General features: G+C 39.5%; 15 protein-coding genes. 10 read left to right on the top strand and 5 right to left on the bottom strand.

Annotated features, from left to right (window positions below):
• The first annotated feature begins 20 nt into the window (after positions 1-20).
• The 4 genes from AC07E5_RS05565 (at position 21) to AC07E5_RS05580 (ending at position 4,859) form a co-directional block, all read left to right on the top strand.
• Positions 21-869, top strand: coding sequence for an RNA methyltransferase (locus AC07E5_RS05565; RefSeq protein ID WP_225530816.1), 849 nt, complete (start codon positions 21-23; stop codon positions 867-869).
• Positions 862-1,659, top strand: a complete 798-nt coding sequence (gene cysE / locus AC07E5_RS05570; RefSeq protein ID WP_004973118.1) for a serine O-acetyltransferase — start codon at positions 862-864, stop codon at positions 1,657-1,659. The genes AC07E5_RS05565 and cysE overlap by 8 nt, the downstream gene beginning before the upstream one ends.
• Before the next feature lie 174 nt (positions 1,660-1,833).
• Positions 1,834-2,736: an ABUW_2363 family tetratricopeptide repeat lipoprotein gene (locus AC07E5_RS05575; RefSeq protein WP_004973117.1), complete on the top strand. Its 903-nt coding sequence runs from the start codon at positions 1,834-1,836 to the stop codon at positions 2,734-2,736.
• Between the two features lie 128 nt (positions 2,737-2,864).
• A complete protein-coding gene (locus AC07E5_RS05580) occupies positions 2,865-4,859 on the top strand; it encodes an esterase/lipase family protein (protein ID WP_004973116.1) in 1,995 nt (664 codons plus the stop codon).
• A 74-nt stretch (positions 4,860-4,933) separates the two neighbouring features.
• Here the strand turns inward: AC07E5_RS05580 and AC07E5_RS05585 are convergent, their stop codons facing one another.
• The 3 genes from AC07E5_RS05585 to AC07E5_RS05595 form a co-directional block, all read right to left on the bottom strand.
• Positions 4,934-6,001 (bottom strand): maleylacetate reductase, encoded by a 1,068-nt coding sequence (locus AC07E5_RS05585; RefSeq protein WP_180005690.1) that lies wholly within the window; start codon positions 5,999-6,001, stop codon positions 4,934-4,936.
• Between the two features lie 235 nt (positions 6,002-6,236).
• Positions 6,237-6,416 carry a hypothetical protein gene (locus tag AC07E5_RS05590; RefSeq protein WP_096900920.1) on the bottom strand — a complete coding sequence of 60 codons (180 nt, stop codon included), beginning with the start codon at positions 6,414-6,416 and terminating at the stop codon, positions 6,237-6,239.
• A 161-nt stretch (positions 6,417-6,577) separates the two neighbouring features.
• The gene (locus tag AC07E5_RS05595; RefSeq protein WP_286415965.1) at positions 6,578-6,934 is read right to left on the bottom strand and encodes a rhodanese-like domain-containing protein; all 357 of its coding nucleotides are present in this window, start codon (positions 6,932-6,934) and stop codon (positions 6,578-6,580) included.
• 187 nt (positions 6,935-7,121) lie between these two features.
• Here AC07E5_RS05595 and AC07E5_RS05600 point away from each other — a divergent pair, with 187 nt between their 5' ends.
• The 6 genes from AC07E5_RS05600 to tatC all read left to right on the top strand — a co-directional run bounded on the left by AC07E5_RS05600 (position 7,122) and on the right by tatC (position 10,220).
• A complete protein-coding gene (locus AC07E5_RS05600; RefSeq protein WP_004973106.1) occupies positions 7,122-7,529 on the top strand; it encodes a rhodanese-like domain-containing protein in 408 nt (135 codons plus the stop codon).
• 164 nt (positions 7,530-7,693) lie between these two features.
• A complete protein-coding gene (locus tag AC07E5_RS05605) occupies positions 7,694-8,185 on the top strand; it encodes a DUF2946 domain-containing protein (protein WP_225532528.1) in 492 nt (163 codons plus the stop codon).
• 136 nt (positions 8,186-8,321) lie between these two features.
• The gene (locus tag AC07E5_RS05610) at positions 8,322-8,579 is read left to right on the top strand and encodes a helix-turn-helix domain-containing protein (protein WP_225530657.1); all 258 of its coding nucleotides are present in this window, start codon (positions 8,322-8,324) and stop codon (positions 8,577-8,579) included.
• A gap of 191 nt (positions 8,580-8,770) precedes the next feature.
• Entirely contained in the window at positions 8,771-8,989 is a 219-nt protein-coding gene (gene tatA, locus AC07E5_RS05615) for a Sec-independent protein translocase subunit TatA (RefSeq protein ID WP_286415970.1), read from the top strand.
• Between the two features lie 17 nt (positions 8,990-9,006).
• Positions 9,007-9,456 carry a Sec-independent protein translocase protein TatB gene (tatB, locus tag AC07E5_RS05620; protein WP_498624895.1) on the top strand — a complete coding sequence of 150 codons (450 nt, stop codon included), beginning with the start codon at positions 9,007-9,009 and terminating at the stop codon, positions 9,454-9,456.
• 2 nt (positions 9,457-9,458) lie between these two features.
• Positions 9,459-10,220: a twin-arginine translocase subunit TatC gene (gene tatC, locus AC07E5_RS05625; RefSeq protein ID WP_286415975.1), complete on the top strand. Its 762-nt coding sequence runs from the start codon at positions 9,459-9,461 to the stop codon at positions 10,218-10,220.
• A gap of 135 nt (positions 10,221-10,355) precedes the next feature.
• Here the strand turns inward: tatC and AC07E5_RS05630 are convergent, their stop codons facing one another.
• Both AC07E5_RS05630 and AC07E5_RS05635 read right to left on the bottom strand, forming a co-directional pair.
• Positions 10,356-10,682: a hypothetical protein gene (locus AC07E5_RS05630; RefSeq protein ID WP_286415977.1), complete on the bottom strand. Its 327-nt coding sequence runs from the start codon at positions 10,680-10,682 to the stop codon at positions 10,356-10,358.
• Positions 10,683-10,711: 29 nt separating this feature from the next.
• On the bottom strand, positions 10,712-12,022 hold the full coding sequence (locus AC07E5_RS05635; RefSeq protein ID WP_286415978.1) for an NAD(P)/FAD-dependent oxidoreductase: 1,311 nt from the start codon (positions 12,020-12,022) through the stop codon (positions 10,712-10,714).
• Between the last annotated feature and the right edge of the window lie 310 nt (positions 12,023-12,332).

Consider the following 12,332-nt stretch of genomic DNA (forward strand, 5'->3'; position numbering starts at 1 on the left):
TTAACCCATCTGGATTTGTTATGAGTCAAACCGACAATGCAGCTGTTGCCGCACACCTCTCCCACGTGCGTATTGTCATGGTGAATACCACCCTGCCTGCCAACATCGGTAGTGCCTTACGCGCCATGAAAACCATGGGGCTATGTAAATTGGTTTTGGTTGCTCCAAAAACCTATCCGCATCCAGATATTGATGCTTTGGCGGCAGGTGCAACCGATTTAATTGAACAGATTGAAGTGGTTGAACAGCTCGAAGATGCAATTGCCGACTGCCATTTGGTCTTTGGCACCAGTGCACGTAGTCGTACTATTCCTTGGCCACTCTTAGATGCACGCCCTGCGGCAGAAAAGTCGTTAAATGCTGTGGCACAGCATGGGCAAAATGTTGCCATTATTTTTGGACGTGAAGATCGTGGTTTAACCAATGAAGAGCTGGCTTTGGCGAATTATCACGTGACGATTCCTGTCAATGAAGAATATGGTGTGCTCAATGTTGCTCAAGCCATTCAAGTGATTTGCTATGAAATGCGTATGGCTGCCATCGATATTGTCGGAAAAATTGCCGATCCTGCAGCGACGATGCAAGTGACAGATTCTGAAGCGATGCAATGGGATGAACCTTTGGTCAACCATGAACAAATGCAACAGTTCTATCCACATTTAGAAAAAATGCTGGCAGAAATTGAATTTATGGATCCAAAAAATCCACGATTATTGCCTTTGCGCTTGCGTCGGCTTTTCGGACGTATACAATTAGATCGTATGGAATACCATTTACTTCGCGGTATTTTTAGCCGCGTACAAGCAATGAATAACGGTTCATGGAAAAAATCTACATCAACACAGGACGAGGATCAAACTAATGCTTAAACAGCTCAAAGAAGACATTCAAGCTGTCTTCGCGCGCGATCCTGCTGCTCGAAATACACTTGAAGTCTTAACCACTTATCCAGGAATTCACGCTTTAATTATGCATCGTGTGGCGCATGAATTATGGAACAAAGACTGCAAGGGGTCGGCACGTCTACTCTCGTCATTTAGCCGTTTTGCTACAGGAATTGAAATTCATCCCGGTGCAAAAATTGGTCGTCGCTTTTTTATTGACCATGGCATGGGCGTGGTGATTGGTGAAACTGCTGAAATTGGTGATGATGTCACCTTATATCATGGCGTGACTTTAGGCGGCACAACGTGGAATAAAGGCAAACGTCATCCAACTTTGGAAGATGGCGTAGTAGTCGGTGCAGGCGCGAAAATTCTAGGCCCATTCACCGTACATAAAAATGCCAAAGTTGGCTCTAATGCGGTTGTGACCAAAGAAGTACCTGAAGGCGCAACTGCTGTGGGTAACCCTGCGCGCTTTATTATGAAAAATAAACCTGCCGATGATCAGGAAGCACGTCGTCGTGATTATGCTGCCAGTATTGGTTTCCAACCTTATGCAGCAACGCAGGACCAATCTGACCCAGTATTGGACGGCATGCGAGTATTACTAGATCGCTTGGAACAAAATGAAAAACGTATGAATTTATTATGTCAGCGTCTCTCTTTACTTGACCCAAGCTTTAAAAACCCACAGCAAAATGAACAACCTTATAGTGCAGAAGAATTAAAAATAATTGAAGATGTTAGACGTGAGTGTGAAGCACAAAGTAAATAGGGCTGTTTATTTGATCAATCCTATATACTTAAAAAAACTTCGTATCACTGTGTAACTAAGCCCCCTCAATTGTATTGCATGTTCGGAACAGATTTCTTAGACTGACCGACATGCAATATTTTAATCCGACACAATCACCTCTCACTTTTAAAATAAATTGAACGGAAGAACACCATGACCCTTAAGCCTTTGGCACTCAGTATTCTAGCCGCAACGCTCGTTAGCGCCTGTGTTGCACCACCAAAACAAGAAGTAAAACCACCTATCGTATTTACCGAACCTGAATTAAGTGCACCATTCTATGCCTTAAATCCATTTAATTATGATGCCCCACCACCATTTGAAATTAACCTACAAAAAGCAGCAGCACAGCCTGTGACTAAAATGGTGGTTACTAACCCAAATGATCCAAGCAAAAGCATTACCTTAGATCAAAACAAATTGATTGTACCTACGGTCAATAACAATGCCCGTAGCTTGAAGTTTGCAGTTTTGGCAGGTGAAAACGAAATTGACATCACCGAAATTGATGACTTCTTACAATTGGTCGAAGGCAAAGCACGTCACTATCCACCACGTTTTAGCGAACGTCAGGAACGTCGTGGTTTCGAGGCAAAGCTCAAAGAAGTGACTCAACAATTAGACACTTTGGCAGCCAATGAAAATGCCTCTTTTGATATTTTGATGCGTGCATTTAAAGCCAGTGTTATGGCACGTAACCTAGACTTAGGCTCTGTTTACACCACACGCTCACTTAACTATGCGCAGCGTATCTTAAAAATTAATCAGGAAGATGCCGAAGCGAATTTCTGGTTTGGTTTCGGTCTGTCTGAAGGTGGCGGTCATCGTGAAGCCATTCCTTATTTAGACAAAGCCATGAAAGCAGGTGTGCAGGAAGCTTATTTGTCTGCGGCAAACAATTATATTGCCATGGAACAAAAGAAAAATGCAGTACAAACTTTGAAAAACTATAAAATCAAATACCCGCAAGAAGCCGAAGTGGCTGACCGTTTGATTGCTGAAATTGAAAAGCAAGGTCGCTGGAATGTGTGGCAAGTGATCGCACCACGCACTTAATAAAAAATCGATACAAAAATACCTAAAAATAGACCGTTTCGACGGTCTATTTTGCTTTCTACGCAATTGAAAAAGCTTTAAAAAAACGTATGATGGAAAAAAATCTTAAAAATTAAGCCAGACTTTCCATGAATAAAATTGTGATTGCTGCATTGCTCAGTACAACACTGCTGTCTGGTTGTCAGGTGGTCAGTGTTAAAAATCAGGCGTTAAAAGTTAGTATTGCCAATGAACGTGATAGTATTTTATCGCGCAAAAAACTGAGTGAAGCCAGTTTAAATGTCTTGTCGATGACAGGACGTGAAGCCAATATTTGTGCCGAAAAACCTGAAGAATGTGTGAGTGCACTCAAGCAAATCCCACAAATTCAGGATGAACAACTGCTCTCAACCGCCAGTGAATTATATTTAGCGAAAGCGATTGAACTGGAAAATTCATCGTCCTGTAAAATCAGTATTCTGAACAGTAAAAGATCGGAAGAACAACAAAAAATTCATCAGGCCAATTATGAACAATGTTTAGATCAGCAATTGCACATGCTCGATCAAAGTATTCGTTATAGTTACGCCTACATGTTTAAAACCAAACGTGCGCCGCAAGACCGTCTTTTTGATAACAGACAAGTCCAAATTCGGGATTTTTATAATCAGGCGATTGCCAAATTGGTCAGCAGCTATGCGCTGCGCTATAAACACGATGAATTGCAACAACAAATTCGTGTTGGCAACAGCATTTATGACATTGATTTTGAGTACTACCCGCAGCTGAAACAACAAAAAATTCAGCAGTTGATGTCAACCTATAACCTGAACTTTTCGGGTTTGCGCTCGGTCACGCGCCGTGATGGTTTTGGGTCTGAATTTCTGGTGGTATTGCCTGAAAATCCAAACGATGATCTGAGCAAAAGCAAATATATTATTGATCCGCTAAAATATGATTATCCTGCAGGAAAAAATCCAAATATTCACCAAGCTCGCTATTTAGCCGCGACAATCACTGCAGAACCACATAGCGCCAATTCCATTGAAGATATTTTGAATCGGCCGCATTTTAAGCTCAAGGCTTATGATCCGTATAAATATGAATCTGCCCAAATTGCACAAAAGAACTACCCGCTTGCAGCTAACTTTTCTGCACCTTATGGCTTGTGGTTAGCGCAAAATAATTTAGGTAAATCGGCTTATTTATCCTTAATTGATCGTGAAGAACGACTCAGTATGCCGCATTTGTACTTACTTGAGCCGTATAATCCGAATAAAAAAGTCATTGTCCTCATTCATGGTTTGGCCAGTAGCCCCGAAGCGTGGATTCGCTTAACCAACGATATTATGGGCGATCCTGTATTGCGGGAAAACTTTCAAGTCTGGCAAGTGTTTTACTCGACCAATATGCCAATTTTAGAAAGCCGTTTCCAAATTTATGCCTTGCTTCAACAAGGCTTTAAACAGGTCAGTCCTTCTGCTGCAGCCAAAAAAGATGCTGTAGTAATTGGACACAGCATGGGTGGTATTTTGGCACGTTTGTTGGTCAGCGATACTGATTTAACTCAACCTGCCATGCAAATGCTTAAAAACCGACGTCTGGAACGCTTTAAATCTGATCCTTTGTTGCAAGCACGTTTGCGCCTTAAACCCATCACCAATTTTAACCGTGCAATATTCTTGGCTGCACCGCATAAAGGTACAGAGTTTGCAGACCGCTGGTTCACCCTTGCAGCACGTAAAGTCATTCGCTTACCGACTGCATTTTTAAGCGCGTTTGCGGATACCTTGCAGCAACATGAAGTCGATTTAAAAAATCTAACCAAAGAAATTGGGCATGGCGTCATTCAAAATGGACCGAGTGATTTAAGTAAAAATTCCAAATTTACGGAATTAACTGAAGATATTTTGCCTGTCAAAGGATTTAAATATCACAGTATTATTGGCAATAATACCGACAGCACTGAGCATCTGTTAATGAATGACGATGTGGTGCATTACAACAGTGCCCACTTAGATGGCGCTGTTTCAGAAAAAATTATTAAAGGCGGACATTCCATTCAGGAAACGCCAGAAGCTGTATTGGAACTGCGACGTATTCTTAGATTACATTTGCAAGATTTAGGCTTGTATAAACCGTAATCCGTCACGGCAAATAAAAAACCGAAGTCTAAGTGGCTTCGGTTTTTTATCTATCATGCTATTTCTCAGCAGTATTAGATTGGTGCTTGTCCCCAATAAGCTTTGGTCAATAAGGCCTCTAATTCGGCATAGTCATATTCGCGTGGATTATAATATGGACTATCGCAGATAATACGTGCCACTTGGGCAGGTGCTGTTTCGGGTAATCCTAAATCTTTAAGTGCCATTGGAATATTCAATCTTTGGTTAAGCTGATAAATCGCCAAGCCCAACTGTTCCCGATCTGACACATTTAAAGCCGCTGCCAGTTGATTCATTGCAGCAATATCTGCATGTCGGTTGTAATACACTGAATACGCCAACACAATGGCGTGGGTTTGCGCATGTGGCAACTGATAACGTCCACCTAAGCTATGGCAAATTTTATGATGAATTGCCATCCCCACCGAACCCAAACACACACCAGCCAACCATGCACCATATAAAGCGTGTTCACGTGCCTGCATATTATGAGGCGCTTGCACAATTTCAGGTAAAGCCTGTGCCAGTTGAGTAATCGCCTCTAGCGCCATTAAACTTACAATGGGATTTTTATCCTGTGCATATAATGCCTCAACTGCATGTGCCATCGCATTCATGCCCGGACATGCCGAAATTTCAGTGGGTAAGTTGAGTGTCAATTCAGGATCATAAATCACAACTTTAGGCAAAACTTGAGCTGCTTTGCCTGTGGTTTTCAGCTGGTTTTCGGTGATGCCATACACCGCTGTCATTTCACTACCTGCATAAGTGGTCGGAATTGCAATAATCGGCAAATGAGTTTCTAAGGCAATCGCTTTGGCTAAACCAATCGCAGAGCCACCGCCTAATGCCAAACAGCAATCTACACCTAAACGCTGCACATCTTGAATGGCCTGATCTGCAACCTCTTTTGGCACATGCATCACCGCATGAGGATAGACCGCTACAGCCATGTCTTGGATTTGTGCCAATAAACGCTCGCCTGCGGCTTGTTGCCCTGCAGTAGTAATAATTAAAATACGCTGATAGGCATAAGGACGTAAAATCTCTTGGATTTTTTGCAGATGACCTACGCCAAAGTGAACATCGATTGGCAATGCCTGATAATGGAATGCTTGCATGTTATTGAGCTTAAATATTGTCGTTACATTTTAATAGCATATAACTATGACTAGGCTACTGAACAGCCCAATTCTGCAACGCTGCTTTGCAAATATTCACATAAAGACTCGAGATAAACTATTTTGCTATAAATACAAAAACCCATGATCTCATGGGTTTTTGTATCATTAAAATCAAATGCGATGAATCAATCAGCTATCAATTTTAATGTAAAGAAAACTTGTACTTTTGTGCTTAGTCAATTTCTTTTAGGCACACTGCAGATAAAATTGGTACACCGAAACATGGAAGCAACAATAAAATCCAGTATTCCACGACGGTAGCTTCACCACTGATCATATTGATGAATAATCCACCAATGATTAATACCGCTGCAATTAAACCCAGAAAAATTCCAAAAAATCTTGCAGGCATTTTACGTCCCCTGAACAATCGAACAAAAGTGTTAAATCTAGTATATACCTTATAATTAAATAAGATATTATTTTTTAAGCAAAGATTAACAAAGCTATACAATCAGCTGCATTAGAAATGTCAACATTGCGCATATTGAAGTATAGTCTCAATGCACTTGTTTATTTGACCTGAGAGGACACGCATGGCATTTGTTGTTTCCACCATGCTTTCATGCCACCTTGCAACTGCGATGCCTGATAACCCATTTTAGCCAATCTTCTGGTTGCAGGAATACTGCGATGTGCAGATAGACAAATAGTCACTACAGGCTTTGTAGGATCTAAAGATAATGCTTTGACATTAGATTCATTCATTTGACTCAAAGGCAAATGCAACGCACCTTGAATATGGCTGTCACAAAATTCTTTTCGGGTACGTACATCTACAATTTGCACATCTTGCTGTTGTTGTAACAAATCCTGTGCGTTTATTTCAGGCACTTTACCCCACGGCAGATACATCATCAAATTAAACATTGCACACTCCAAAGCAAATAAAACTTGAAAATTCCAACAAATGATTTAAACCATAGCATGTCTAATTTTATCTAGCTGTGGCTATTTCCAAAGAGAAATCATATAGACACATTTGCTTACAATAATCAAAACTTAATTAATATATTAGTTTATATTATATAGGATCAAAAAAAATGTGAGTGATTTCATGAAAACACCAGATCAACTGATTACCGAAGCGAAAAGCCAAATTACCGAAATGAGTGTTCAAGATGTCTATGAGGTGTATAGCAAACATCCTGATATTATTTTGATTGATGTACGTGAACCAGAAGAACATCAAGCCTGTGCAATTGATCGTGCTGTGAACTTTCCGCGTGGCATGCTCGAAATGAAAATTGCACAACACCCTGTTGTCAATCATTACTGTGAAGTTGAACGCGCACTTGCCGATTTAGCTGAAAAAGATATTTATTTGATCTGTGGTACAGGTGCACGCTCAGCTTTGGCAACTCAATCTTTGCAGCGTATGGGCTTTGAAAAAATATTTTCTGTACAAGGCGGCATGCAGGCTTGGATTGAAGCTGGTTTACCCACAATCTCAATTACAGCTTAATTGACTAAATTACGAAACGATCCATTGCTTTAGCCCAAAACCACTTGAGTAAAGCAGTATTTTTACTACACAGTTCATGTGATAAACAAAGCTTTATCATTAAACAGTTAAATTTTTTGTTATAGTGTTACATGAAAATTCAATAAAAGACGTATGCAGTGTTGATGATGTGGGGAAGATTGCTCGGATTAACAGCAATCTTGTTACAAGTCGCTGTATTCCTACAGCCTTTATTGCCAGAGAAACAACATTTTTCCTCTGTCTGTAAAACTGTTGCCCAAGCATTATTTTTTGATCAGCCAAGCTCTGCAAATCAGCTGTCTGCAAATCTTCTACAACGCACAGCCAGCACATCTACGTCTGAATCTCATCTAAGTCATACGGCTCATTCACCGCATACAGACAAAGTTGACACACGGCATTCAGCTCAACATGCGCATGAATCATCCAAACAAGATGCACATGAAAACCATGAATGTGAATATTGTTTAGTCTATAGCTTTGCACTTCCCTTACTAGATACCAAGCTTAGATACGTGTTAATCCGAACACAAATTCGGGTTTTGTCTTTTAAAGCATCTTTTACACCCTCACTATTTCAAACTGAGCCGCTTTTTGTTTTACCACAAAGCCGCGCACCACCTTTTATAAAATAAAAACTATTCCATTGCTTTTGCTGTGTTTATAAAGAGCAATGCATTCAATTTTAAATATGGGATGTGTGTTAAATACAGCATAGTAACAATTTTTTATGAATTGACTTGTTTATTCGACCTTTAGGAGGAGATTAATATGCATCTGCTTCAACTTAGTCATAACCATGTAAATCACGATTTAGATCAAAACTCCTGTTTAGATTTAGCCCAACAAATTGTTAAAGTTCGGCAAACAATGAATATTTCACAAACTGAACTTGCGGCAAAATTGTGTATCTCTGCCCGAACGTTGGAAAGCTGGGAACGTGGTGTGCGTCAACCGTCGAGCTCTGCTCAAGCGTTGATTCGATTATTTATTAAATCGCCACAATTTGTGTTAGAAAGCTTGGCTTAACATCTTAACTATTAGCCTTTGGACTGTGTCAAAACATGGTCCAAAGCAATGAAACTTTTGATATTTTATAGCCTAAAGTATTCAATTAAGACTAAAGCAAAGCTTAAATTTCCTTCAAACCCTAATGCGAATCACCTATACTTATAGATTCAAGATTCGCAATAAAAAAACTAAATTATAGGAGCATGAATATGGCAGGATTATCCATATGGCATGTACTGATTTTCGCAATCGTGGTCATTCTTTTATTTGGCACATCTAAACTTAAAAATTTAGGTAAAGATGTAGGTGGTGCTATTAAAGATTTCAAAAAATCGGTTCAAGATGATGAATCTACACATCAAGCTAACCAGCCAAAGACACTAGATTCACAAGATCAGCAAAATACTGATACCTCTAATAAACACTAAGTTAATGGAGCGATGGAATGCTCAATGTTGGCATGACAGAACTTCTAGTGTTTGGCATTATTGCCCTGCTAGTTCTTGGTCCTGAAAAATTACCTGAAGCAGCTCGTTTTGCGGGTAAATGGTATGGTCAAATTAAGCGTATGATTAGCAATGTGCAAAATGACATAGACCGTGAACTCAAGCTGTCTGAATTGCGTCAAGAAATGCAAAGTGAAATGAATCGTATTCATGAGCTTGAGCAACAGATGCAACTTCAAATGCAACAATTACAAGAAGACAAAATTTTTGCCAATGAACAAGATGCCCAAGCTTTGAAGGCTGAGGAAGTACTGCCTAAAACTGTGCAATACCAACTACACATTCAGCAACCTCACACTTTAGTGTTTCTCAAAAAACCGAATTTAACATTTACTCAGCACCATCATCCCACTGCACAAACTTTGCAAAATACATCCGAGGTGTCATAACTATGTCTAACACGCCTCCAAAGGATTCCGATATTCCCTATACACTAGAAGAAATGCCGATCACACAGCATCTTATTATTCTACGTCGGCATCTGATTAAAATTATTGCAATACTGCTGCTGCTGTTCTTTTGCTTACTGCCCTTTGCCAATGAAAGCTATCAACTACTTTCTGCTCCTTTGCGTGCACAGTTGCCTGTTAGTTCTTCAATGATTGCAACTGATGTCACAGCCACATTTATGGCACCATTTAAGCTTAATTTTTTTGTTGCCTTAATGCTTTCTATGCCTTTCATTATTTACCAATTGTGGGCATTTATTAAACCTGCTTTGTATGAAAAAGAAAAATCGCTTGCTGTCCCACTACTCTTAGGTAGCATTTTCATGTTTTATACAGGTATTGCCTTTGCGTACTTCATTGCATTACCTTCGATTTTGCATTTTTTTATTAGCGTTTCACCAGATTCAGTCGCGCCTATGACGGACATCAATAGCTATTTAAGTTTTTGTTTAAAGCTATTTTTAGTCTTTGGCATGACCTTCGAAATTCCAATTTTGACTTTAATTTTAATTTTGATTGGCATTGTAAGCACAGAACAACTGGTTGCAAAACGAAAATTTATTATTGTCGGCTGTTTTTTTATTGCCATGTTTGTTACCCCACCTGATGCATTATCAATGATTATGTTAGCAATTCCGATGTGGTTACTTTTTGAATTGGGCTTATTGATGGGTAAACTGATTGAAAAAAGACGTGTACAGTGAAGCTAATAATTTTCTGAATAAACGCAGCTAAGGTCTAACACAGTTTTTCTCAATCACACTACAATAAAAAACCTTCATTCAAATCCTACATCAACGATATAAAATTTGAATGAAGGTTTATAGAATTAGACTTTATTAAACGGCTTTACGTTTTGCAGTCAATGGCAATAATACCACATAGCTATAGACCAATAGCGCAATGACCATAGCAATATGAAATGCCCAATCGACCCAGTAACTAAGATCAGACAATGTCGCTGAGAAAAATAACGGCAATAAGAAAAAGCCAAGAATTGCTACAATGCCTGCTAGAATTAAACTCATACGATGGTTGAATGCTGTTTGGCGACTGTTAATTAGCCAAAAAAGCCACGGTGCAATCAGTACCGCCAGTAAAAGCACAACCAATAACTTGTTTGCCAAAATGGCTTCCCACATCATCATCAACATTTGGTAGATCATTACTATAACTTCCTGTTCTTAAATCTAATTTAGACACGACCCTTAGCCACTGCCATATAGGCAGGTTTCAGCATCATTTCCTCTAAAAACCAAGCAAAGTAACTTTCTTTCAGTGGATCAACGAAAGGAACTGTTGGGGTTAAATTATTTTCATAATCAAACTCAACCAACATTGCCTTACCTTCTTCTACTAAAAGTGGACACGATGTATAACCATTAAATTTCTGACTTGGTGCTTGCCCTTTCATGACATCAATTAAGTTTTGAACCACGACTGGTGCAGATAATTTTACCGTCGCAGCTGTTTTACCTTTTGCAGTGCCATTGATATCTCCTAATCCAAAAACGTTTGGATAACGAATATGCTGTAAGCTATATTTATCTACTTCTAGCCAACCCGCCGAATTTGCTAACGGACTATTCAACACACTATCTACCCCCATCATTGGCGGCACGACATGTATAAAGTCGTATTGTTCTGTATATTGACCACCTTGCGCATCTACAAACGTTGCAACTTTTTTGGCAACATCAATACGGGTTAATTTACGGTGGAAATTTACATTCACAGGATGATCAAAGGCTTTCCAACGATTTAGTACGTTTTCGTTTACTCTAGGTACACTGAAAATTTTGTCACTTGGACTAAAGAAGTCAATTTTACTCTTGGTCAACGTACCCGCTTCAAGTAAACGATCATGCAACATGAAGGTCATTTTTAAAGGTGCACCCGCACATTTCATATCGGTATGCGCCAAAGTCATAACAGCACGACCACCCTTTTTACGGAATTCGTCAATTTGATTCCATGTCGCAAGTGCAATCTCAGGACTTGCGTAGACACTGCCTACCCCATTTTTCCCTAAATCATCCATAGACAAGCCTTCAATTTGGTCATAGCCCAAACGTAAACCTGTTGCGACAATTAAAAAGTCATAGCCAATACTTTCACCATCATCTGTAATGACACGGTTTTGGTCAGGTTCAAATGCTTTCACATTCGATTGAATCCAATTTACACCTTTTGGTACTAGGCTCGTATTATCATCTAATACTTTATCGGCCGATTTCCAAACGCCCGTTGCAAGCAAGGTATAACCCGGTTGATAACGGTGTGTTATATTGCGATCAATTAAAATAATTTTTGCATTGGGTAATTGTTTTTTTAAGCGATTAACGGCAGCTAATCCTGCAAGACCTGCACCCACGACAACAATAGTTGCAGTACTGGTTTCGTCAGCAGCTTGTGTTTTATGGCTGAGTTGCAAGCCTGTTGTGGTCAACAACCCTACGCCCGCTGCCATTTTAAGAAAATCTCGTCGGTTATTACGAATACTCATATTTCTCCCCTGCGCAAATCCTTTTGTGATGAACCCTTGCAAGTTGGCAACTGTATGCAAAGGTGGATGATCTGTTCAATGTATCTAGTCTGATTTGAAGCCGTGCATTTCATTTAGCACTCTATATTCGGTGATTGAATGGATACAATGATTTAACTGCAAAGTATGCAAACAATATTTCACTTTCATTTTTTATATAATATTGCTTAAAAATCTGATTTTGCATACAAGACCAAAGCATAATTATTAACCAAATTGAACTTCTATACAGCCCCTCCCACTAAAGGCTTTTATACTTTCACTATTTATA

It is taken from the genome of Acinetobacter seohaensis (genome assembly GCF_056431365.1).

Bases quoted from the DNA above. Each gene is read 5' to 3' on its own strand.
- AC07E5_RS05630 (WP_286415977.1), bottom strand. From the start codon at position 10,682: ATGATCTACCAAATGTTGATGATGATGTGGGAAGCCATTTTGGCAAAC.
- AC07E5_RS05585 (WP_180005690.1), bottom strand. From the start codon at position 6,001: ATGCAAGCATTCCATTATCAGGCATTGCCAATCGATGTTCACTTTGGC.
- cysE (WP_004973118.1), top strand. From the start codon at position 862: ATGCTTAAACAGCTCAAAGAAGACATTCAAGCTGTCTTCGCGCGCGAT.
- AC07E5_RS05605 (WP_225532528.1), top strand. From the start codon at position 7,694: ATGATGTGGGGAAGATTGCTCGGATTAACAGCAATCTTGTTACAAGTC.
- AC07E5_RS05590 (WP_096900920.1), bottom strand. From the start codon at position 6,416: ATGCCTGCAAGATTTTTTGGAATTTTTCTGGGTTTAATTGCAGCGGTA.
- AC07E5_RS05580 (WP_004973116.1), top strand. From the start codon at position 2,865: ATGAATAAAATTGTGATTGCTGCATTGCTCAGTACAACACTGCTGTCT.
- AC07E5_RS05575 (WP_004973117.1), top strand. From the start codon at position 1,834: ATGACCCTTAAGCCTTTGGCACTCAGTATTCTAGCCGCAACGCTCGTT.
- tatB (WP_498624895.1), top strand. From the start codon at position 9,007: ATGCTCAATGTTGGCATGACAGAACTTCTAGTGTTTGGCATTATTGCC.
- tatC (WP_286415975.1), top strand. From the start codon at position 9,459: ATGTCTAACACGCCTCCAAAGGATTCCGATATTCCCTATACACTAGAA.
- tatA (WP_286415970.1), top strand. From the start codon at position 8,771: ATGGCAGGATTATCCATATGGCATGTACTGATTTTCGCAATCGTGGTC.
- AC07E5_RS05600 (WP_004973106.1), top strand. From the start codon at position 7,122: ATGAAAACACCAGATCAACTGATTACCGAAGCGAAAAGCCAAATTACC.
- AC07E5_RS05610 (WP_225530657.1), top strand. From the start codon at position 8,322: ATGCATCTGCTTCAACTTAGTCATAACCATGTAAATCACGATTTAGAT.
- AC07E5_RS05565 (WP_225530816.1), top strand. From the start codon at position 21: ATGAGTCAAACCGACAATGCAGCTGTTGCCGCACACCTCTCCCACGTG.
- AC07E5_RS05635 (WP_286415978.1), bottom strand. From the start codon at position 12,022: ATGAGTATTCGTAATAACCGACGAGATTTTCTTAAAATGGCAGCGGGC.
- AC07E5_RS05595 (WP_286415965.1), bottom strand. From the start codon at position 6,934: ATGTTTAATTTGATGATGTATCTGCCGTGGGGTAAAGTGCCTGAAATA.